General features: G+C 70.4%; 18 protein-coding genes. 12 read left to right on the top strand and 6 right to left on the bottom strand.

From position 1 onward, the window contains the following. Positions 1-58 precede the first annotated feature (58 nt). From ACFFIA_RS35140 to ACFFIA_RS35125, 4 genes are all read left to right on the top strand, one after another. Positions 59-1,306: a chaplin family protein gene (locus ACFFIA_RS35140; protein ID WP_377259752.1), complete on the top strand. Its 1,248-nt coding sequence runs from the start codon at positions 59-61 to the stop codon at positions 1,304-1,306. 142 nt (positions 1,307-1,448) lie between these two features. Next, a complete protein-coding gene (locus tag ACFFIA_RS35135) occupies positions 1,449-2,981 on the top strand; it encodes an acyl-CoA carboxylase subunit beta (RefSeq protein ID WP_377259749.1) in 1,533 nt (510 codons plus the stop codon). A 15-nt stretch (positions 2,982-2,996) separates the two neighbouring features. Beyond that, positions 2,997-4,136, top strand: a complete 1,140-nt coding sequence (locus tag ACFFIA_RS35130) for an acyl-CoA dehydrogenase family protein (protein ID WP_377259746.1) — start codon at positions 2,997-2,999, stop codon at positions 4,134-4,136. A gap of 130 nt (positions 4,137-4,266) precedes the next feature. Continuing rightward, positions 4,267-6,762: an ATP-binding protein gene (locus ACFFIA_RS35125; protein ID WP_377259743.1), complete on the top strand. Its 2,496-nt coding sequence runs from the start codon at positions 4,267-4,269 to the stop codon at positions 6,760-6,762. A 411-nt stretch (positions 6,763-7,173) separates the two neighbouring features. Here the strand turns inward: ACFFIA_RS35125 and ACFFIA_RS35120 are convergent, their stop codons facing one another. Then, complete coding sequence (locus ACFFIA_RS35120; protein WP_377259740.1) at positions 7,174-7,671, bottom strand: MarR family winged helix-turn-helix transcriptional regulator; 498 nt, start codon at positions 7,669-7,671, stop codon at positions 7,174-7,176. A 99-nt stretch (positions 7,672-7,770) separates the two neighbouring features. Between ACFFIA_RS35120 and ACFFIA_RS35115 the strand changes: the two genes are divergently transcribed. From ACFFIA_RS35115 to ACFFIA_RS35105, 3 genes are all read left to right on the top strand, one after another. Further along, on the top strand, positions 7,771-8,346 hold the full coding sequence (locus ACFFIA_RS35115) for a YceI family protein (RefSeq protein WP_377259737.1): 576 nt from the start codon (positions 7,771-7,773) through the stop codon (positions 8,344-8,346). Positions 8,347-8,637: 291 nt separating this feature from the next. Further along, the gene (locus ACFFIA_RS35110; protein ID WP_377259734.1) at positions 8,638-10,116 is read left to right on the top strand and encodes a glutamate-cysteine ligase family protein; all 1,479 of its coding nucleotides are present in this window, start codon (positions 8,638-8,640) and stop codon (positions 10,114-10,116) included. A gap of 14 nt (positions 10,117-10,130) precedes the next feature. Beyond that, a complete protein-coding gene (locus ACFFIA_RS35105; RefSeq protein WP_377259731.1) occupies positions 10,131-10,352 on the top strand; it encodes a hypothetical protein in 222 nt (73 codons plus the stop codon). Between the two features lie 104 nt (positions 10,353-10,456). On the opposite strand, the gene ACFFIA_RS35100 is transcribed toward ACFFIA_RS35105, so the two are convergent. Then, positions 10,457-11,617, bottom strand: coding sequence for a hypothetical protein (locus tag ACFFIA_RS35100; protein WP_377259728.1), 1,161 nt, complete (start codon positions 11,615-11,617; stop codon positions 10,457-10,459). A gap of 111 nt (positions 11,618-11,728) precedes the next feature. On the opposite strand from ACFFIA_RS35100, the gene ACFFIA_RS35095 reads away from it, so the two are divergent. Beyond that, positions 11,729-12,607 carry a PASTA domain-containing protein gene (locus tag ACFFIA_RS35095; protein ID WP_377259725.1) on the top strand — a complete coding sequence of 293 codons (879 nt, stop codon included), beginning with the start codon at positions 11,729-11,731 and terminating at the stop codon, positions 12,605-12,607. A 16-nt stretch (positions 12,608-12,623) separates the two neighbouring features. Here the strand turns inward: ACFFIA_RS35095 and ACFFIA_RS35090 are convergent, their stop codons facing one another. Beyond that, positions 12,624-13,841, bottom strand: coding sequence for a hypothetical protein (locus ACFFIA_RS35090; RefSeq protein WP_377259722.1), 1,218 nt, complete (start codon positions 13,839-13,841; stop codon positions 12,624-12,626). Between the two features lie 177 nt (positions 13,842-14,018). Then, the gene (locus ACFFIA_RS35085) at positions 14,019-14,306 is read right to left on the bottom strand and encodes a hypothetical protein (protein ID WP_377259719.1); all 288 of its coding nucleotides are present in this window, start codon (positions 14,304-14,306) and stop codon (positions 14,019-14,021) included. A 489-nt stretch (positions 14,307-14,795) separates the two neighbouring features. Between ACFFIA_RS35085 and ACFFIA_RS35080 the strand changes: the two genes are divergently transcribed. The 4 genes from ACFFIA_RS35080 (at position 14,796) to ACFFIA_RS35065 (ending at position 18,639) form a co-directional block, all read left to right on the top strand. Then, positions 14,796-15,677 carry a helix-turn-helix domain-containing protein gene (locus ACFFIA_RS35080; RefSeq protein ID WP_377259716.1) on the top strand — a complete coding sequence of 294 codons (882 nt, stop codon included), beginning with the start codon at positions 14,796-14,798 and terminating at the stop codon, positions 15,675-15,677. Beyond that, positions 15,647-15,868 carry a DUF397 domain-containing protein gene (locus tag ACFFIA_RS35075; RefSeq protein WP_377260287.1) on the top strand — a complete coding sequence of 74 codons (222 nt, stop codon included), beginning with the start codon at positions 15,647-15,649 and terminating at the stop codon, positions 15,866-15,868. The genes ACFFIA_RS35080 and ACFFIA_RS35075 overlap by 31 nt, the downstream gene beginning before the upstream one ends. Positions 15,869-16,096: 228 nt before the next feature. Beyond that, entirely contained in the window at positions 16,097-16,558 is a 462-nt protein-coding gene (locus ACFFIA_RS35070) for a hypothetical protein (protein WP_377259713.1), read from the top strand. 191 nt (positions 16,559-16,749) lie between these two features. Further along, positions 16,750-18,639, top strand: a complete 1,890-nt coding sequence (locus tag ACFFIA_RS35065) for a S8 family peptidase (RefSeq protein ID WP_377259710.1) — start codon at positions 16,750-16,752, stop codon at positions 18,637-18,639. Positions 18,640-18,712: 73 nt separating this feature from the next. Here the strand turns inward: ACFFIA_RS35065 and ACFFIA_RS35060 are convergent, their stop codons facing one another. Further along, on the bottom strand, positions 18,713-19,486 hold the full coding sequence (locus ACFFIA_RS35060; protein WP_377259707.1) for a 3-ketoacyl-ACP reductase: 774 nt from the start codon (positions 19,484-19,486) through the stop codon (positions 18,713-18,715). Further along, the gene (locus ACFFIA_RS35055) at positions 19,483-20,841 is read right to left on the bottom strand and encodes a hypothetical protein (protein ID WP_377259704.1); all 1,359 of its coding nucleotides are present in this window, start codon (positions 20,839-20,841) and stop codon (positions 19,483-19,485) included. Before ACFFIA_RS35055 ends, ACFFIA_RS35060 begins: the two co-directional genes overlap by 4 nt. Between the last annotated feature and the right edge of the window lie 263 nt (positions 20,842-21,104).

The following is a 21,104-nucleotide window of genomic DNA, read 5'->3' as shown; positions in this document are numbered from 1 at the left end:
CTGACAACCGAATAGCAGTGCCATTTTTCTGACAATTATCGAAGGGCAATTCTTCATCATGAAGACTTGGGTTCGTAAGACGCTCAGCGTCGGCGTTCTGGCCGCGGGTGCTCTCCTCTTCGCCCCGTCGGCGGTCCAGGCCGACACCGCGCAGGTGTCGATCGACAACAACGGCATCGCGAACGGCAACCAGGCCTACGCGCCGATCCAGATCCCCGTGAACCTGTGTGGCAACGGCGTGGGCGCCGCGATCGGCGTGGGCGTCGGGCTCAACGGGGCCTGCGTCAACGGTGCCGCGCAGGACGTGGACCACTGGAGCAAGTCGTCCCGCAAGAAGGAGTCCTCGCGCACCGAGGACACCGTGCAGTTCAGCTGGGGCAACGACGGCATCGCCAACGGCAACCAGGCGTACGTGCCGGTCCAGGTGCCGGTGAACGTCTGCGGCAACGGCGTGGGCGCCGCGATCGGCGTCGGCGTGGGCCTGAACGGCATCTGCTCCAACGGCGCCGCCCAGGACGTGGACCACAAGGAGTCGAAGCGCACCGAGGACACCGCTCAGGTGTCGGGTGACAACGACGGGATCCTGAACGGCAACCAGATCTACGTGCCGGTCCAGGTTCCGATCAACGTCTGCGGCAACGGCGTTGGCGTGCTCGGCGTCGGCGCGGGCATCAGCGGTGCCTGCATCAACGGTGCGGCGCAGGACGTGGACCACAAGGAGTCGTCCCGCACCGAGGACACGCTCCAGATGAGCAGCGACAACGACGGGATCCTGAACGGCAACCAGATCTACGTGCCGATCCAGGTTCCGATCAACGTCTGCGGCAACGGCGTTGGCGTGCTCGGCGTCGGCGCGGGCATCAGCGGTGCCTGCTTCAACGGGGCCGTGCACGACGCGGACATCAAGGAGTCGAAGCGCACCGAGGACACCGCTCAGGTGTCGGGTGACAACGACGGGATCCTGAACGGCAACCAGGCCTACGTGCCGGTCCAGGTTCCGATCAACGTCTGCGGCAACGGCGTTGGCGTGCTCGGCGTCGGCGTGGGCGTCAGCGGTGCCTGCGTGACCGGTGCCGCGCAGGACGTCGACCACAAGTCGGGCAACGGCGGCTACAGCAAGAAGAGCAAGAAGGAGTCGCTGCCCCTGGTCGGTGGCCTCACCAACACGCTGACCGGTGGCCTGCCCACCGCGGGTGACGCTTCCTCGCTGCCGGTCGCCGGCGACCTGGGCAGCGGCGTCAAGACCAGCAAGGTCAACGTCGCGGGCGTGGACCCGATGGGTCTGCTGAGCCAGGTCCCCGCCTGAACCACGGGGATCAACTGATCCACTGAAGTACCGCAAAAGCAGGGCCTCCGCATCCAGCGGGGGCCCTGCTTTCGTGCGTACGCTGGCCTCTCCGAGCGGTGCGAGATGGTACCCTAACGATCGTTCAGGGGAAGGGGATGGCGTGACGCTCGACGGTGAGGCGCTCGAACGGCTGCGCAAGCGTGCCCTCGCGGGCGGCGCCGAGAAGTACCACGCGGCCAACACCGCGAAGGGCAAGCTCTTCGCCCGTGAGCGGGTCGCGTTGCTGGTCGACGAGGGCTCGTTCGTCGAAGACGGGCTGTACGCGAACGCGCTCGCCGACGGCCTCCCCGCCGACGGTGTCGTCACCGGACAGGCCACCGTGGACGGTCGGCCGGTCTGCCTGATGGCCAACGACTCCACGGTCAAGGCGGGCTCGTGGGGCGCCCGTACGGTCGAGAAGATCATCCGGATCATCGAGCGGGCTTACACCACGGGCGTACCGATGATCTATCTGGTCGACTCGGCCGGCGCGCGGATCACCGACCAGGTCGACCTCTTCCCGGGCCGCCGCGGCGCCGGCAAGATCTTCTGGAACCAGGTGCGCGCCTCCGGCTCGATCCCGCAGGCGTGCGCGCTCTTCGGCCCGTCCGCCGCCGGCGGGGCGTACATCCCGGCCTTCTGCGACGTCGTGGCGATGGTCGAGGGCAACGCGAGCATGTACCTCGGCTCCGATCGCATGGTCGAGATGGTCACCGGCGAGAAGACCACGCTGGAGGAGATGGGCGGGGCGACCGTGCACACGCGCGAGTCCGGCGTCGGCCACTTCCTCTGCAAGACGGAGGTCGAGGCGCTGGAGACCGTCAAGCGCTACCTCTCGTACCTGCCGGACAACTGGACCGGCACGCCGCCCGCCATCGCGCCCGTCGCGCCACCGTCCAACGTAGACCTCGCCGCGCTGGTGCCGGAGAGCGAGCGGCAGGCGTTCGACATGCGGCGATACACGCGCGGCCTGCTCGACGAGGGCAGCTTCTTCGAGATCCAGGCGCTGTGGGCACGGGAGCTCACGGTCGGCTTCGGCCGGCTGGCCGGCGAGGTGGTCGGCGTCGTGGCCAACAACTCGATGTTCAAGGGCGGCGTGCTCTTCGTCGACTCGGCCGACAAGGCGAGCCGCTTCATCCAGCTCTGCGACGCGTTCAACGTGCCACTGCTCTTCCTCTCCGACGTGCCCGGGTTCATGGTCGGCACGGCGGTGGAGAAGGAGGGCATCATCCGGCACGGCGCGAAGATGATCACGGCGGTGGCGGAGGCGACCGTACCCAAGATCTGTGTGGTGGTGCGCAAGGCGTACGGCGCCGGGCTGTACGCGATGGCCGGCCCCGGCTTCGAGCCCGACGCGACGATCGCGCTGCCCACGGCGAAGATCGCGGTGATGGGGGCGGAGGCGGCGGTCAACGCGGTCTATGCCAACAAGATCGCGGCGATCGCCGACCCGGAGGAGCGGGCCGCGTTCGTGACCGCCAAGCGCGCCGAGTACGAGCGCGACATCGACATCGCCCGCCTCGCCAGCGAACTCGTGGTCGACGCCGTCGTCGAGCCGCACGAGCTGCGCGACGAGCTGGTCCGCCGGTTCGCCGCGGCGCGGGGCAAGGAGCGGCACTTCGCCAAGCGCCGCCACGGCGTGACGCCCGTCTAACCAAAGGAGTCGAGCATGCTCACGCAGGAGCACGAGGCGCTGAAGGCGAGCGTGCGGGAGTTCGCGCGCGAGGTGGTCGCGCCGGTGATCGGCAAGTTCTACGAGCAGCACGCGTTCCCGTACGACATCGTGCGCCAGATGGGCCGCATGGGACTGTTCGGCCTGCCCTTCCCCGAGGAGCACGGCGGGATGGGCGGCGACTACTTCGCGCTCTGCCTGGTGCTGGAGGAGCTGGCCCGGATCGACTCCTCGGTCGCCATCACGTTGGAGGCGGCGGTCTCGCTCGGCGCGATGCCGATCTACCGCTTCGGCACCGAGGAGCAAAAGGCCGAGTGGCTGCCGAAGCTCGTGAGTGGCGCGGCCATCGCCGCCTTCGGGCTGACCGAGCCGGGCTTCGGCTCGGACGCCGGCGGTACGCAGACCCGCGCGGTGCTCGACGGCGACGAGTGGGTGATCAACGGGTCGAAGGCGTTCATCACCAACTCGGGCACCGACATCACCGCGCTGGTCACGGTCACCGCGGTCACCGGCACCAACCCCGACGGCTCGAAGGAGCTGTCGACGATCATCGTGCCGTCCGGCACGCCGGGCTTCACCGTGCAGCCGGGGTACTCCAAGGTGGGCTGGTGCGCCTCGGACACGCACGAGCTGACGTTCAGCGACTGCCGAGTGCCGGCGGCCAACCTGCTCGGCGAGCGAGGGCGGGGCTTCGCCCAGTTCCTCCGGATCCTCGACGAGGGGCGGATCGCGATCGCCGCGCTGGCGGTGGGGCTGTCCCAGGGCTGCGTCGACGAGTCGGTCAAGTACGCCAAGGAGCGCCACGCGTTCGGGCAGCCGATCAGCGCGTTCCAGGCGATCCAGTTCAAGATCGCCGACATGGAGACGCGTACGCACACGGCCCGGCTGGCGTATTACGACGCGGCCGCTCGCATGCTGGCCGGTCAAGACTTCAAGCGCCAGGCCGCCATCGCCAAGCTGCACGCCAGCGAGGTCGCGGTGACCAACGCCCGTGAGGCGACCCAGATCCACGGCGGCTACGGCTTCATGAACGAGTTCCCGGTCGCCCGCTTCTGGCGCGACTCCAAGATCCTGGAGATCGGCGAGGGCACCTCCGAGGTGCAGCGGATGATCATTGCGCGTGATCTCGGCCTGTAGGCGCACGATCACTACCGATTAGGACGTTCGGGTCGCCGAGTGCTGTTCTGTCGGGTATCCGAAGCTCCACCGGTCGGCGAGGCGACGCATCGCTCCCCAAGCTCGCTACCGATGCGTACTCTTCGGGGCCATGACCCGGGATCATGGCCCTGACCAGGGCAACACCGCCTTTGACGCGCTGCTGCGCGCCAAGCGGCTGGCGGCCGGGCTGACTCAGGCCGAGCTCGCCGGTCGGGCCGGCGTCGGCATCCGCACCGTGCGTGACCTCGAGCGCGGGCGGTCCCGGCCGCAACGCACGACGATGGAGCTGCTCGCCAAGGCGCTCGACCTGACCGGGCGGGAGCGGGCCGACTTCCTCGGCGCGGCGCGGGGCATGGCGGTGGAGAGCGCGTCCGGTCCCACCGGTGTCGAGCTGCCGTCGGCGGGCGAGCTGATCGGGCGCGACCGCGACATCTCCGAGCTGGCCGCGATCTTCGACGGGCTGGAGAGCCGGACGGTGAGCCTGGTGGGGCTGGCCGGCGTCGGCAAGACCGGCCTCGCCCTGGCGGTGGCGCACCGGGTCGCCGCCGCCCATCCCGCCGGGGTCGCCGGGATCCTCGTTTCGGACGTCTCGACGCCCGACGACGTACTCACCGCCATCGCCACGGTCTTCGGCGTGGGTCGCGCCGCCGACCTCTCCGGCCGGCTGGCGGGCGCGTCCGCGCTGCTCGTGGTCGACGCGGTGGAGCGCGCCCCGGACGCGGTCGCGGTGGCGTTGACCTGGCTCGCGGGAGCCGCGCCGACCCTTCGGGTGCTGGCCACGGGGCGGCATCCGATCGGCGTACCGGGGGAGCGGGTCTGGCCGGTGGCGCCGCTTGAGGTGCCACCGGCCGGCGTCGAGGCGGATCTCGACACGGCCAGCGCGTACCCGGCGGTGGCCCTGTTTCTGGCCCGCCTCCGGCAGGTACGCCGCGAGCCGCTGGAGCCGGACGAGGTGGGCGCGCTCATCGGCCTCGTACGCAAGCTCGGTGGCCTGCCGCTCGCCCTGGAGCTGGCGGCGGCCCGCGGGCGCGTACTCGACCTCAACGAGATCCTCAACCGGTACGGCGACCGCGTGCTCGACCTGGCCGGCCCGGCCGTGGCGTCAGGAGCGCCGACCGACACCACTCGGGAAGCCGTCACGGTCACGCTGCGGGACGCGGTCGCGGCGAGCTACCGCCTGCTGGAGGCGGACGAGCGGCGGGCCCTGCGGCGCCTGTCCGCGTTTCGCAACCGCTGGTCGGTCGACCTGGCGGAGTCGGTCCTCGCCGACGAGACCGGGCAGGTCGCGGGGGGCGACCCGGTCCCGCTCCTGGACCGCCTGATCGCGCTCGGGCTGCTGAGCGTCCGCGGCTCGGGTCCGTACCGATTCCGCCTCCTCGACGTCGTGCGTGACTTCGCCACCGAACGAGCCGCGGCAAACGGCGAGCTGGGCCGGATCCGCCGGCGGCACGCGGTGGTGTTCGCCGCGCTGGCCACTCGGATCGCGCCTGACCTGGCCGGCGGCAACTTCTCGGCCGCGGTCGGACGCCTCGACGACGTGGCGAGCGACCTCTGGGCCGCGCTGGCGTACTCGGCCAACGACGACCCGCACACCGCGCTGCGCCTCGCGGCCGGGCTGCCCCGGTGGTGGCGCTTCCGCGGGCGGGACTTGCCGGGCCGGCAGTGGCTGCGGCGGCTGCTGGACGATCCGCGTACGGCCGACGCCGACCCGATCGTCCGCGCCTGGGCCGGTGTCGGAGTCGGGCAGCTCGCGGCCGAGCACGGTGGTGGTGCCGAGGAGTTGCCGGCGGCCGAGGCGGCGCTGGCCGAGTTTCGGCGCGCCGGCGACCTGACCGGTGAGTTGGCCGCGCGCAGCCTGCTCTGTGGACTGTGGATGACGACCGGCGGATACGACGAGGCGCGCCGCCACGGTGAGGCGGTGCTCGCGCTGGCCGGCCGGGCCGGGCGGATCCGGGACATGGCCGTGGCGCAGAACAACCTGACCTGGCACGAGATCCGGGTCGGTGACCTGCGGGCCGCCCGGCGCCGGCTGGCCGCGGTCGACCGGCTGGCGTCGCAGTGCGGCGAGCACCGGCTGCGCGCGCTGGCCCGGGCCAACCTGGCGGAGGTGGCCCGCCTCGACGGCCGGTACGCCGAAGCCGAGGCGCTGGGCCGGCGGGCCATCGCGGCCCTCGCCGAGCTGGGCGACCCGGGGCACAAGCGGCGCGTACTCGGCACGATCGGGCGGGCGCACGCGCAGGCCGGCCAGGTCGACGAGGCGCGGGCGGTACTGGCGGAGATCCGGCAGCTCGGTGCCGCCGCTGAGCCCGCCACGCCGGAACGACTGGCGCTGGGGCGGATGGAGTCGGGCGAGGCTGCCTCGATCGAGGCGATCCTGGCGTACGGCCGGGGCGACAAGGAGTCGGCGGTCGAGTGGTTCACCGCGGCGGCGGAGGCGTACGCCGGCGGACACGACCTGCGCGACGTGGCGGAGGCACTGGTCTGGCTGGCGGCCAGCACCGAGGAGCCGGAGGCCCGCCGTTCGGTGGTCGACTGGCTGACCGCGGTCTGCAAGGAAGGCGGCATCACGCTGCTGCCGAGGGAGCGGGCGCTGATCAGCGGCTGAGCCGCGCGAGGCCGCGCGCCAGGCCAAGGCCGCGCGAGGCCGCTTTCGCGCGGCAAGCCATGCCAGGCGCGCGGGCACGGCAGGCCGCGATGGCCGAGCGCCGGACCGGGAATGCGACGCGAAACCCCGCATCAAAGGGGCAGACGCGCGCGATCAGGGCGCCCCGCAAGCCGACGCGAGTACAGCTTGCGAGACGCCCTGATCGCTTCGGTAGGCGGCGCGAACGGAGACGCCCCCCGACATGGGTCCCCCTCGACCCGCCCGCGCCGCACCCCCGTGGTGCCCCTCCCGTGCGCTGCACGCTAGCCACTTCTTCGGGGGTATATGTCCGCTTAAGACCTAGTTGCAGGACTCGGCAAATGACTTCTGCCGGTCTTTCTGCCGGTCACGCCTGATTGGTATCTCGCTGCGTCACACCTCGACCACGACGTGCTCGCTGCTCGATGAGCCAGCGGTGGCGCCGGGGTTGACCGCGTCACGAAGCGTGCGCAGCGAGTCGAGGAAGGTGGCGAGCTGATCGGCGGGAAGCTTGCCGGTGAACCACTCATCGATCAGCGCGAGGTGCCCCGGCAGGATCTGCTCGAGCTTGGTGAGACCGCTCTGCGTGATCACCGCGTATGAGCTGCGGCGGTCGGACGGGCAGGCGCGCCGGGTGATGAAGGCGTCGCGCTCCATCCGGTCGACGACGCGAGTGACGCCGCTGGTCGAGAGCGACGTCTGGGAAGCCAGATCGGTCATCCGGAGCTGGTGGCCCGGAGAGCGGGCGAGGCGCATGAGGACCTCGAACTCGACCGGCGAGAGGCCGTGCTTACAGAACTGCGCGGCGAACCGGGCGTTGAGCCCTGTGTGCACCTCGAAGAACAGCCCGACTGCGGTCAGCCGCGGGTCGTCAAAGAGGTTGTCGGACACCTGTACAGCGTAACACCTCTTGACACGCGGAATATTGTCGTGCGTATAGTTGCTTGAGCAAAAGTAGAGCCGTCAAGCAATCTCCTGGAGGAGCATCACATGACCGACGCATCGCCAGTCACGCGGCAGTTCGATGGTCTCACCATCCCCGCGGCTGGCACCTACGAGCTTGACCAGGCGCACAAGGTGGTCGGCTTCACCGCTCGTCACATGATGGTGAGCAAGGTGCGCGGTGTGTTCGAAGAGGCGACCGCGACGATCACCGTAGCCGAAGACCCGCTGCAGTCGTCGGTCGTGGCGACCATCCAGGCGGCCAGCATCAACACCGGCCAGGCCGACCGCGACAACCACCTGCGCAGCGGCGACTTCCTCGAGTCCGAGAAGTACCCGACGCTGGAGTTCCGCAGCACGGGCGTGAAGTCGCACAGCGGCAACGAGTTCGTGCTCACCGGCGACCTCACCGTGAAGGACGTCACCCGCACCGTCGAGCTGAACGTCGAGTTCGAGGGCGTCGGCCGCAGCCCGTTCGGCCAGGACATCTTCGGTTTCACCGCGAGCACCGAGATCGACCGCGAGGACTTCGGCCTGACCTGGAACGTGGCGCTCGAGACGGGCGGCGTGCTGGTCGGCAAGAAGATCAAGATCGAGATCGAGGGCGAGGCGATCCGCCAGTAGCGTCGGTTCGAGTCCACAATATGCCTCGGTGACCGGTTTCACGGTTACCGAGGCATATTGCTTAGGTGGACTAAGCGCGCTCCCATGCTCACGACCGGTGATAAGTGCCTGTTTTGTCCCTAGCCCAAGCGGCGATCGCGCTCCTAACGTGAAGGTCACCGCGCCGATCGGGGGATCCTTCCGGGCATTGGGCGTTGTGTCGCGCGCCGGCGACACGACGACCAGCACCCGGTAGCGTTCTGGGATCCCTGCGGTTGGCGCCCGGATCACCCTGCGCGCCGGGAGGGCCACATGGGGAAGGACGTCTTGCTGGGTGCGTTCTCCCGGGAGGATCGCGCCCGGTACCGGCAGAAGGTGCGCCGGTGCCTTGACGTCTTCGCACTGATGCTCGACGACTTCGGCTTCGATGCCGAGCGTCCCACCACAGGTCTGGAGATCGAGCTCAACCTGGTCGACAGCGAGGCCGAGCCCGCGATGCGCAACGCGGAGATCCTTGCCAACCTGGCCGACCCGACCTTTCAGACCGAGCTGGGGCAGTTCAACCTGGAGCTCAACGCGCGCCCGCGACTCATCGAGGGCGACGGCTTCGCCGACTACGAGGAAGATCTCCAGGCCAGCCTGGCGCGGGCCGAGCACCGTGCGGTGAAGGCCGACTCCACGATCATCCTGATCGGCACACTCCCCACGCTGACCTCTCACCACCTGGTGCTCGACAACCTCTCCACCAACGAGCGCTACCGCGTGCTCAACGAGCAGATCGTGTCCGCCCGGGGCGAGGACATCGAGCTGGACATCCGCGGTGTGGAGCGGTTGCAGACCTACACCGACTCGATCGCGCCCGAGGCCGCCTGCACCAGTGTGCAGTTCCACCTCCAGGTCTCGCCGGAGAGCTTCGCCAACTACTGGAACGCCTCGCAGGCGATCTCGGCGGTACAGGTCGCGATCGGGGCCAACTCCCCGTTCCTCTACGGCAAGCGGCTCTGGGCGGAGACCCGCATCGCCCTCTTCGAGCAGGCCACCGACACGCGGCCGGACGAGCTCAAAGCACAGGGGGTACGCCCGCGGGTCTGGTTCGGCGAGCGGTGGATCACGTCGATCTTCGACCTGTTCGAGGAGAACGTCCGCTACTTCCCGCCCCTGCTGCCGATCTGTGACGACGAAGACCCGGTCGAGGTGCTGCACGCCGGGGGCGTACCGCACCTGGGAGAGCTGCGACTGCACAACGGCACCGTCTACCGGTGGAACCGCCCGGTGTACGACGTGATGAACGGCCGTCCCCACCTGCGCGTGGAAAACCGGGTCCTGCCGGCCGGTCCCACGGTGGTCGACATGCTCGCCAACGCGGCCTTCTACTTTGGACTGACGCGGGAGCTGGCCGAGGCCGACCGGCCGATCTGGTCGCAGCTCACGTTCAGCGCGGCGGAGGAAAACTTCCACGCCGCCGCCCGGCGGGGCATCGAGGCGACGATCCACTGGCCGAGGGTCGGCGAGATCCGGGTCACCGATCTGGTGCTGGAGTCGTTGCTGCCCAAGGCATACGCCGGCCTCGACCGCTTCGGCGTCAACCCCGCGCTGCGCGACCGGCTGCTCGGCATCATCGAGCAGCGCTGCCTGCTACAGCGCAACGGCGCGGTGTGGCAGACCGAGGCCGTGGCCGCCGCCCAGCACCGCCGCGATCTCGATCGCGGAGAGGCGCTGCACGACATGCTCCAGCGGTACGGCCTGTTCCAGCGCACCAACGAGCCGGTGCACACCTGGCCCGTCGAGTGAGGAGCCCGCACGACGTGATCGAGGCGCCCCGCCGCCCGCGGAGCGAGTGGCTGCGCGGATGGGCGTCGACCCGATCGCCGACCCGCGGCCCAAGCTTGTCGCGTCCGTGTCGAGCGCGGCGCTCCAGGTCGCGGTGCGCCTGGCGGGAAAACGAGCCCGACGAAAAGGTCTCCGACCTGGCCGACCGGGCGTTCGCGCTGCTGGAGTCGGGGATCAACTACCCCGCCGCCGGCTGAGCTGTGCCACAGACGGATTAGGGCTACCGCGACGTCCGTCGCGGTGCGGACCGTCGCTCCCGCGGCCTCACCCTCCGAGTCCCCACGACCCGCCCTGGTACGGGCTAACGGCGCTTCGGCTTCTTCTTCTCCTGCTCGGGCCAGAGCGGGGTGGCGACCGACGCCTGGCCGCGCGCCGGCTCCGGTGCCGCCTCGGTGGTGGCCGGCGCCGAGTCGGAGACGTACGCCCGCGCCGGCGCGTATGCGTCGTCTTCCAGATCGGAGGCGCCCACCTGGGCCGGCACGGGCACCGGCTCCTTGGCGTCGTCTTCCGGCTCGCGGGCCGGCTCCGGCTCGGGCCCGTCGGCGGGCCACTGGAGCATCGCGACGTCGTCCCGCTGGCGCGACTCGTGGCGCTGGTTGATCGCGGTGACCAGGACCGACCCGGCCAGCCCGGCGATCACCGCGTACGGCGCGAGCAGGTGCGCGGAGAGCTGCTCGGCACGGATGCCGACAAGCGTGGGGGCCGCGAGGAAGTACGCCCCCGCGACCAGCAGCGGCCCGACCCCACCGGAGACGGCGGTGCCGACCCGGCCGTCGAGCCGCTTCGCCGCCGGCCAGGCCGCGAGCGCGCCGATCACCAGCGCCGAGCCGAGCGTGAGGGCAGCGCCGGGCAGGTAGATGTTGCGGAACCAGAAGCGGTCGGCGTCGGAGGTGATCTGCCAGACGCCCAGCTGGGCCGAGGCGAGACCACGGCCGGTCGCGACGCCGTCGATGACCGCGATCACGGCGAGCAGCCATAGCCAGCTCGCGGTGGCGATCACGTTGGCCGCGACCGCGCGGGACGCCACCGCCCACAGCGCGACCAGCAGGCCGACGATCACGCCGATAGCCGCGTATCCCGCCGCTATGGTCTGCGGCGTGAACGTGTCGGCCCGCGCCGCCTCCCGCGCCGGTATGGCCACGAGCGCGACTGTCGCGAGTGCACCGACCGCGGCCGCCACGGTGATCGCACCTCGGGAGAGCACGGTGGACAGCGTGTCTCGGCTGTCCACTATGGAGGCACTAATCCGGTCGGCGCAGATTGCCCCGATGATCGTGGACGTGGCGGCGATCCAGGTCGCCCACGCCAGGCTCGCCACCCAGGTGGCCTCGTTTCCGCCGTTGGGCGACGGCAGCCACGCGATGATGCCGAGCCCGTAGCCCAGCCCCAACTGTGCGGCGCTTGCTCCTGCGGCGATGCCGATCGCGGTCGCGATCGATCCTCCCCAGCCTCGAACGGCCATGCGGGGCAGCGTAGCTTCCTCGCGCTATCGAGATCGTGTGGGGCGGCGCGCGATCGGGCGAATCGCCCGATAAGTTGACCCCGGAACGTACCTGCCGGAGAGGACGACGCCATGGCCGACGACCGCGATCCGGACGACCCCACTTCCGGCTCCACCGGCGGCGCAGGTGACGGCACTCCCCGGCGGGAGCCCGACGGATCGGCCCGCCAGGAGCTGGACCAGACCGGTGAGTTCGACCCCTTCGCGGACGACGACGCACCATCGAGAGACGGTGCGGCCACGGCCGCTGGCGGCAGCGCCCCGGAGCCCGGCGCCGGCGACGAGCCCACGCCTCCGGAGAGTGACCGCACCGCACCTCTGCCGCCGCCGGTGGACGCGACCCGGCAGATGCCCGCCGTCGACGAGACCGCGCCGGCGTCGCAGTCTCCGGTCTGGTCCGGCCGCGCGGGCGTGCCACCACCGCACGCCAGTGTGCCGCGCGGCCCAGATGCCGGCGAGCCGCCGCCACCGGAAGACAGCGGTGGCCCGTGGTGGATGCCGATCGTGCTGGGCATCGTGGCGCTGTTGCTGGCCGGTGGGCTGATCGTGGGCATCTGGCTGATCGTCAACGCCGACAACGAGCAGACCGGGCCGACTCCCACGCCCTCACCGACCCTGGCCCCGACCTCCGCGCCGGCCACCTCCGTCGCCCCCACGACCAGCTCGCCGGCTCCGCCCACCACGGCGCCGGCCGGGGTACCGGTGCCGCGGCTCGTGGGCCTGACCGACCAGGCGGCGCGGGAAGCGCTGGAGGAGCTGGGCCTGGACTACCAGCTCGTGTACCGGCCAGCGGGGGAGGAGCCGGGCACCGTGATCGAGTCGGACCCGGCCGAGGGCGAGACCGTACCCGACGGCGGCGTGGTGACGCTGGTGATCGCCAGCCCGCTCACACCGACCACGCCGCCCACGAGCGCGTCGACGCCCCGCGTGGAGCCGACCCCGACCTCCTGACCCGACCGGGCCCACCTCACCAGCGGCGGCGGCGCAGGCCGACCATCGTGAGGCCGATGACCGCCAGCGCCAGGCCGAGCAGGCCCGAGTAGACCAGCGTCTGCTGGTACTCGCCCGCCGGCTGGTACTCGCCCGCCGGCTGGGGCTCCGCCGGCTCGGCCCGCAGCGGCACCGGCGGCCGCTCGGTCACGGTCGGCTCGGGCGTCGGTGTCGGCTCGTCGACCGGGTCGCCGAGGCCCAGGTCGTCGGCGTTGGGCCCGGCCGCCAACGGGTCACGCTGGTACGGATCCGAGGTGGCCGGCTGCGGCAGCGCCCCGGTCCGCGGGCCGCGGCCCTCCTGGTCCCGGCCCTCCTGGTCCCGGCCCTCCTGGTCCGGGCCCGGCGTGGTCGGTGGCCGGCTGCTTCCGGTCGCCGGTGGCGTGCCGGCGTCGCCGCCCGGCGCCGGATTCCGCGTGCTGGGCGGGGTGGGAGTGGCCGGTTCCTCGTCGGGCTCGCTGGGGTTGGGCGGAGGCAGCGGCGAAGCGGTCGCCGGCGGCGTACTCGGCGGTGGCGTACTCGGCGGTGGCGTACTCGCCGGTGGCGTACTCGGCGGCGGCTCGACGGGATCGCTCGGCGCCGGAGTCCAGCCGTTGGACGGTGGCGGGTCGGCGGTCGGCGTGACCGTCGGCTCCCGGCCTTCCTCGTCCTGAGTCCGCGTGGGCAGTGGCACGTCGACCCACTGGCTGCCGCCGGGGCGGGGGTCGAGCCGTTCCCCCATCGCCTGTCCTCGGCTCGGCCAGGACGGGTCGGCCCAGTGGTGATAGAGGTGCCAGTCGTCCGGGGGCCCGCCAGCGGACCCGGCGGAAGGCGGACTCGCGGAGCCCGCACCGGGGGAAGCGCTCGCCGCCGGCACGATCCCCCCGGTGGCGCCGCCGCTCGACGTGCCCTCCGACCGCTGTCCGCGCGCGGGTTCGCCCGGGCCACTCGTCGCCTTGGGGCTCGCGGCTTCCGTACTGGGGGCGCGCTGGCCGCTCGGCGCCCGCGGTCCGGCGGGCTCGCCGTCGCTGATGCTGGCGGCATCGCGGATCCGCTCGCCCCTGTCGTCGGACGATGCGGCACCGACCGGCTGGCCGCCGGCCACGACGATGGCGAGGCTCGTCAGCATGGCGCCGAGGAGCAGGATGCGCAGGCTCAGCCCACGAATGGAGTAGGGATGCCGTGATACGCGCGGTCGCGCGGTCGGCTTGCTGATCATGCCGTCCCCCAGGCTCGGGGTCCGGATCACGAGTGGGGGCGGCGGGTACCTACGAGTCTAGGCGAGCCGGCGGACCACCGGCCGGCGAACGGCCGGATAGGTGATCTTTCCCCTCGTGGAGGCGGCAGCAAAGGATCGCGCGGGCTCCGCGCCCGCGCGATCCTGAGGTGGACGACCTCAGCGGGAACGCGTGTGCACGCCGGTGGGCCGGGCGGCCGGATGCCGTGCGTTGCGCTGCCGGATGTCCGGTGCGGACCCCACCGTGCGCAGCCCACTGATCTTCACGAATATCGACCTGCGCTCGACGGCCTCGCCGCCACCGTTGAGCTCGTAGCCATCGAGCCAGACCCAGCCGTCATAGGTCGGCCAATCGTGGACCCGGATCACCCGAAAGAGCATCGGGTCGGCGAACTGGACGCTCGCCTCACGGGTCACGCGGAGGACGTCACCGGACCGGGGTAACACATCGACTCCTGTCCCAAAACTGCCAACTTCAGCCAAAGCTTGCCGGACCGCGTGCTTCGCGGCTCACCTCGGGGGTCACTCGCTGGGGTGGTGTCTCCGCCAGTGTCGGACTGCCTCAGGATGCGGCGGCGGCCGCGACCTGTCCGACTGGCCGGAGACTGTAAGTGACCCGAGCCATACGGACAGGGTGCATCAATAACGTGATCAATGCAAGTTGCAACTTCGGGCGGATCTGGTTTGGTCGATGGGGGCGGATCGCAGCTTGATGTCCCGCCCGGAAACGCGCAAACTGAACGCGGTACCGGCCGGACGTGCCGGTGCCTTTGCGTGTCAGCGCGAGCGAGCCCTACGCCCCTAGCAACCGCGGACCGGTTCACCCGCGATGTCGCAGCTCCGTCATAGCATGCGTCCGCCGTGACGGATACCCGTGACGCCGATTCGCGACAGACTCGCTTTGGACTTTCAGGACGCAACTTGCGGAGGTGACCCGTGGTGGAGCGTCGGAGTCCGACCATTCGCCGTCGCCGGCTGGGGGCCGAGCTGCGTCGTCGGCGTGAAGCCGCGGGAGTGACGATCGAAGGTGTTGCCGAGCGGCTGGAATGTTCGGCATCGAAAATTTCTCGAATTGAAACCGGCCACACCACCGCTACTCCGCGTGATGTGCGAGACATGCTCGACATCTACGGCGTGCGTGGAGACGAGTGCGAAGAACTCGTCCAGATTGCCCGCGAGGCCCGCCAGAAGGGTTGGTGGCATCCGTACAGCACGGTGCTCACCGGCGCCTATGTCGGTCTGGAGCAGGCGGCCAACTCCGTCCGGGCGTACGAGCAGCAGGTGGTCCCCGGACTGCTGCAATCCGAGGAGTACGCCAAGGCCATGATCCGCGCCGCTCGGCCGGATATCACGACTGACGAGGTCGAACGCCGTGTACGTGTCCGGCTCAACCGTCAGTCGTTACTGACTCAGGACGATCCAATCGACCTGTGGGTGGTCCTCGACGAGGCCGTCGTGAGCCGTCCCGTGGGCGGCGACGCCGTCATGCGGGCTCAGCTCGAGCGACTCGTCGAGGCCGCGGAGTTACCAAATGTCACACTGCAAATCCTGCCCTTCGAGGCCGGTGGTCACGCCGGTATGGACGGGACGTTCGCGATCCTCGACTTCCCTGAGCCGAGCGACCCTGCGGTCGTGTATGCCGAAAACGCCACGGGCGGGCTCTTCTTGGAGAAGAGTGAGGAATTGCGGAAGTATGTGTTCATCTTTGATCACATCCGCGCCGCGGCCCTCCGACCGGAGGAGTCCGTGGCCCTCATCGCAAAGCTGACAGAGGAGCCATTGTGGAAGTGGAGACAAAGGGGTTCCGGTTGGACCTGAGCCGTGCCGTCTGGCAGAAGAGCTCGCGGAGTGGCCCCAACTGCGACAACTGCGTGGAAGTGGCTTTCGTTGACGAGGCGATCGCCGTGCGTGACTCGAAGAACCCGACCGGTCCGGTGCTGATCTTCACGGCCGACGAGTGGGACGCGTTCGTCGGTGGCGCCAAGGACGGCGAGTTCGACCTCGGCTGACAGCAATCCGTTTACTTGGCTTGGACTAGCGGGTAGGCGTGGCTTTCTAGTCCAGTGACGTAACGGGCAACGCAGTCTGGTGCGCAGCCGTGTCGCCATCCGTAATGGCGGCGCGGCTGTGTGCACTCGCGGCATTGCCGCGCGTCTTAATAGGTACAGCGAGTGAGTATACGGTAGCTTGCGCGCAGTAGCCAGAGTCGCGAGTCAACAAACCTCGTTGTAGAGGGCATGACGATTGCACCTGACGAGCGCGCGAATGGCCCGGTGGGCACTCAGGAGCGGTTCCCCCCGGAGCCGGTGGGGTACGTGCCGCCTGCGGCCGGCTACCGCACCGACGGCCGTGACGCCCTGGTCGGGCGGGATGGCCTCCCCGGGCGCGACGGGCACCAGGGCGAGCGGATGGGGCACGCCGGTGAGTTCGAGCCCGAGTCAGACCTGCCGGCGCCCGGCCGCGCCAGCTCCGGTGGCCTCGACCTGTCCGGGCTGACCGAGCCGGTCTTCCCGCCGGCCGGCTGGCTGGACAGCCCCGGTGGTTCGCTCGCCGACCATCCGCTCCTGCGCGGCCTGCTCCTCGAGCTGCCCCCGAAGGGCAGCGTGCCTCCGCCCGGATGGCTGGACCGCTGGTTCGAGGCGGCCCGCTCGATCCTCGAACTCCTCTACCTCCAGCAGGGCGGCGGCCGCCCTCGATAGGCCGGGCCGCCCCACGACTCCGGAGAGGGGGAGTACGCAGGTTACCTATCGCCGGTGGTATAGAAGGTTCAACATCTGTCGCTGGCTGACAACTCCACATAATCTCTCCTCCGATCGGCAAACATCTCTGTCCGATCCGGCGCCACAAGCGTCTGGACGGCCGTGAAGCCGGTCAGAGGGGAGGACGGGAGATGACACTCCCGCGCACGCGTCGCCGTCTGGCGACGTTCGGCCTGGCCACCGTCGGTGTGACGGTGGCCGTTGCTTTGGCGGCACCGCCGGCGCTCGCGAAGGAGCCCACCGGCACGGTCCGCAACGCCGGCGGCGACACCGCGGTCGTCGACAGCTACATCGTGGTATTCAAGGACAGCGCCGTCACCCGAACGGGTGTCGACAAGGCGGCGCGCGACCTCGCGGCCAAGCACGATGGGGCGGTCGCGCGAACGTACCGGGCCGCACTGCGGGGCTTCGAGGTGAAGGCCACCGCGGCGCGGGCGGCCCGGATCGCGGCCGACCCGGCGGTGTCGTACGTCGAGCAGAACCACACGGTGCGCATCCAGGACACTCAGACCAACCCCCCGAGCTGGGGCCTGGACCGCATCGACCAGCGCAACCTGCCGCTCAGCAACTCGTACACGTACCCGTCGACCGCGCCCACCGTGCGGGCGTACATCATCGACACCGGCATCCGGTTCAGCCACAACGACTTCGGCACGCGGGCCACGAGCGGCTTCGACGCCGTCGACGGCGGCCCCGCGGATGACTGCAACGGCCACGGTACGCACGTGGCCGGCACGGTCGGCGGCTCGGCGTACGGCGTGGCCAAGGGCGTACAGCTCATCGGCGTACGCGTGCTCGACTGCTCGGGCAACGGCACGCTCGCCGGTGTCGTTGGTGGCGTCGACTGGGTCACCGCCAACGCGGTGAAGCCGGCCGTGGCGAACATGAGCCTCGGTGGCGCCGCCAACACCTCGATCGACACGGCGGTCCGCAACTCGATCAACTCGGGCGTGACGTACGCGGTCGCGGCCGGCAACGGCAACCTGCTTGGCGTCCGGCAGAACGCGTGCAACTACTCGCCGGCCCGGGTCGCCGAGGCGATCACGGTGGGCGCGACCCAGAGCAACGACGCGGCGGCCAGCTTCTCCAACTTCGGCACCTGCGTCGACATCCTCGCGCCGGGCGTGAGCATCACGTCGGCCTGGCACACGAGCAACACCGCGACCAACTCGATCAGCGGCACCTCGATGGCGTCGCCGCACGTCGCCGGCGCGGCCGCACTGGTGTTGGCCGCCAACCCGACGTGGACGCCCGTCCAGGTACGCGACTACCTGGTCAACAACTCCACGCCCAACGTCGTCACCAACCCGGGCACCGGTACCCCCAACCGCCTGCTCTTCGTGGTCAACGACGGCCCACCGCCGGCCAACGACTTCTCGGTGTCGGTGTCGCCGACGTCGGGCTCGGTCGTGGCCGGCAACTCGGTCACCGCGACCGTCGGTACGGCGACCACGGCCGGCTCGGCGCAGTCGGTGAGCCTGTCGGCGAGCGGCCTGCCCGCCGGCGCGAGCGCGAGCTTCAGCCCCGCGTCGGTCACGTCGGGCGGCTCGTCCACGGTGACGATCTCCACGACGACCTCGGTCGTCAACGGGACGTACCCGATCACGATCACCGGCACCGGCGCCTCGGGCCAGCGGACGGCCGCGTACAGCCTGACCGTGACCGGCGGCAACTCCGGCACCTGCACGGGCACCAACGGCACCGACGTGGCCATCCCGGACCGGGGTACCGCGACCAGCTCGATCACGATCGCGTGCGGCCGCAACGCCTCGTCCAGCTCGACGGTGGCGGTCAACATCGTGCACACGTACCGCGGCGACCTGGTCATCGATCTGGTGGCCCCGGACGGCAGCACGTACCGGCTGAAGAACAGCAGCATCGGTGACAGCGCCGACAACGTGAACACGACCTACACCGTCAACCTGTCCAGCGAGGCCGGCAGCGGCACGTGGGGCCTGCGCGTGCAGGACGCCTACTCGGCGGACACCGGTTACATCAACACCTGGACGCTGACGCTCTAGCCAGCTCTCGGACCGACCTGGGGAGGTCGGCGGGGCTCCCGCGCCGAGTCGGCGCGGGAGCCCTGTTGTGTTTTCAGAGGGTACGGAGGTGGAAGCCGCCGTCCACGTCGATGACCTGCCCGGTGCTGAACGGGAGCAGGTCGGTCGCCACCGCCACCACCGCCTTGCCGACGTCTTCGGGGCGGCCCCAGCGGCGGATCGGCGTGAGCCCCTGGTTGAAGATCAGGTCGTCGTACCTCTCCCGCACGGCGCCGGTCATGTCGGTCTCGATCACGCCCGGCCGGATCTCGTACACGTTGATGCCGTGCTGGGCCAGCCGCGTGGCGTACAACTGGGCGGCCATCGCGAGGCCCGCCTTGGTGACGCAGTAGTCGCCCCGGTTGATGCTGGCCGCGTACGCGCTGACCGAGGAGATGATGACGATCTTGGGGTGGCTCAGCGTGCCCGCCTCGACCTGCTCGATCATGTGGCGGGCCACGAGCTGGGTCAGGAAGTACGGCCCCTTGAGGTTGATCCCGACCAGCCGGTCGAACGACTCCTCGGTCGCCTCCAGGATGTCGGCGCGCACGTCCGGCGCCACGCCCGCGTTGTTGACCAGCAGGTCGATCCGGCCGAACGCGCCGACCGCCTCCTCGACCAGCCGCTGCCGGTCGGCGGCCGCCCCGATGTCCGCCTGCACGAGGTGGGCCCGCTGCCCGGCCTCCTCGACCCGCTCGGCCACCTCCTTGGCGGCTTCGGCGTTGCGGGCGTAGTTGACCACCACGTCGTACCCGGAAGAAGCGAGCGCGAGCACGACGCCGCGTCCGATGCCCCGCGAACCGCCGGTGACGACGGCGGTCGGGCTCACTCCGCGCTCCCGAAGAACGTGTAGTACGGCTCGTCGCGCGCCACGCGCTGCACGTAGAGCGCGAGCTCGCGGGCGTGGTAGTCGCCCCACATGCTCGACTCGCCGTTGGGCACCTTCTGGCCCTCCGGCACGTGGTCCCAGCCGTTCGGGCGGTGGTAGACGGAGTGGAGGAGCAGGCCCTGGTGGCGCGCGTCGGTGCTGAGGTACGGCTCGGCGAAGAGCGTGTCGCACACCGTCAGCCCCGCCTGCCAGTAGCGCCGCCCGGCCTCGGTCTCGCCCCGCGCGGTGAGGTAGCGGCCGAGTCGCAGCAGCCCCTGCGCGCCGATCGCGGCGGCCGAGGAGTCCACCGGCTCGTGCGCGTTGTACGGGTCGGCTGGCCGGTCGAGGTAGTCGCCCAGGTGCGCGAGGCCGGGCGCGCCGGTGTCCCAGTACGGGATGCCGTCCACCGGCGTGTGCTCGATGTAGAAGTCACAGGTGGCGGTGGCCGCCTTGAGCATGGTGTCGACGAGGCCCGCGGGCACGTCCTTGACCGTGTCGAGCCACTCCAGCTGCTCGGGGAAGCCGAGCATCGCCCAGGAGAGTCCGCGCGTCCACGTGCTGAAGGGGGAGTAGCCCTGCTGCGTGCTCGGGCACCGGTAGCTGCCGTCGTTGACGTTGAAGATCGACTCGTGGGCGGTGCGGCCGCGGATGTCGTACGAGTCGCGACCCTCGCCGTAGAAGACGTTCCAGCGGGCGGTGTTGGTGGCGTGCTGGGCCAGCCGGTCGAGCAGTGAGATTCGCTCGTCGCGCTCGCCCATCAGCACGTGGCCAAGCTGGTGGGAGACCGAGAGTGCCCGGCACGAGCGGATCGTGTCGACGAAGAGCGATTGCGGCCCGTTGAAGGAGTAGATGTAGCCGGTGCCGTCGGCGGTCTCCCGCCACCGGGCCGCCTGCACCGCGCCCGTGAGCTTGAGGGCCAGCTCGTAGAAGTTGAGGTCGCCGTCGTCGACCCGGCCCTCCCGCATGAGCCGCCACAGGTTGCCGTACGTGCTGACGTTGTTGAAGCCGTGGTCGTGCACGCCGATGTGGCTGACGTGGCTCGCCATCACCTGGACGGTCAGCTCCCGCCCGAGGTCCAGGAAGCGCCGCTCGTCCGTCGCGTCGAACTGGAGCAGCGCCGAGCCGTACTGGAAGCCCTGGGTCCACTCGGTCCAGCCGCGGGCGGTGTAGCGACCGTCCACGGTGAACACCGGCGAGGGCGAGCCGGGCGGGCACGTCTTCTCTATCGAGTCGAGCTTCTCGGCCGAGGCGTCCCAGAGGCGCTCGATTTTGGGCAACAGGCCGGCGGGCTCCAGCCCGTCGTCGATCCTCATCATGGGACCAGCATAGGAAAGCGCATTCCTGGAGGGAAGGCGGTCTGTTGCCCGGCCCGGATGGTGCCGCTCTTCACATGGAAGGACGGGTCGTCGTGTGAGGTGCGCCACACGTATGTGCCAACCTTGCTCGGTACCACGAGGCCCAATGCAACGACTACAACGGATGGCTCGGCGCGACTGAATGTATGGCCGTGATGAATCCCGCCCGGTCCAGGTGCGACCGGTCGTCCGGAGCGTGTTTGCTGTCCGGTCGGTGGCGACGA

Source organism: Phytohabitans kaempferiae (assembly GCF_042433955.1).
Lineage (GTDB): Bacteria > Actinomycetota > Actinomycetes > Mycobacteriales > Micromonosporaceae > Phytohabitans > Phytohabitans kaempferiae.
This window is presented reverse-complemented; position numbering and strand designations above follow the sequence as displayed.

What these genes read in the sequence shown, in the direction of transcription:
- ACFFIA_RS35070 (WP_377259713.1), top strand. Translation starts at nt 16,097, where the DNA reads ATGACGATTGCACCTGACGAGCGCGCGAATGGCCCGGTGGGCACTCAG.
- ACFFIA_RS35130 (WP_377259746.1), top strand. Translation starts at nt 2,997, where the DNA reads ATGCTCACGCAGGAGCACGAGGCGCTGAAGGCGAGCGTGCGGGAGTTC.
- ACFFIA_RS35055 (WP_377259704.1), bottom strand. Translation starts at nt 20,841, where the DNA reads ATGATGAGGATCGACGACGGGCTGGAGCCCGCCGGCCTGTTGCCCAAA.
- ACFFIA_RS35110 (WP_377259734.1), top strand. Translation starts at nt 8,638, where the DNA reads ATGGGGAAGGACGTCTTGCTGGGTGCGTTCTCCCGGGAGGATCGCGCC.
- ACFFIA_RS35125 (WP_377259743.1), top strand. Translation starts at nt 4,267, where the DNA reads ATGACCCGGGATCATGGCCCTGACCAGGGCAACACCGCCTTTGACGCG.
- ACFFIA_RS35090 (WP_377259722.1), bottom strand. Translation starts at nt 13,841, where the DNA reads ATGATCAGCAAGCCGACCGCGCGACCGCGCGTATCACGGCATCCCTAC.
- ACFFIA_RS35115 (WP_377259737.1), top strand. Translation starts at nt 7,771, where the DNA reads ATGACCGACGCATCGCCAGTCACGCGGCAGTTCGATGGTCTCACCATC.
- ACFFIA_RS35140 (WP_377259752.1), top strand. Translation starts at nt 59, where the DNA reads ATGAAGACTTGGGTTCGTAAGACGCTCAGCGTCGGCGTTCTGGCCGCG.
- ACFFIA_RS35065 (WP_377259710.1), top strand. Translation starts at nt 16,750, where the DNA reads ATGACACTCCCGCGCACGCGTCGCCGTCTGGCGACGTTCGGCCTGGCC.
- ACFFIA_RS35095 (WP_377259725.1), top strand. Translation starts at nt 11,729, where the DNA reads ATGGCCGACGACCGCGATCCGGACGACCCCACTTCCGGCTCCACCGGC.
- ACFFIA_RS35100 (WP_377259728.1), bottom strand. Translation starts at nt 11,617, where the DNA reads ATGGCCGTTCGAGGCTGGGGAGGATCGATCGCGACCGCGATCGGCATC.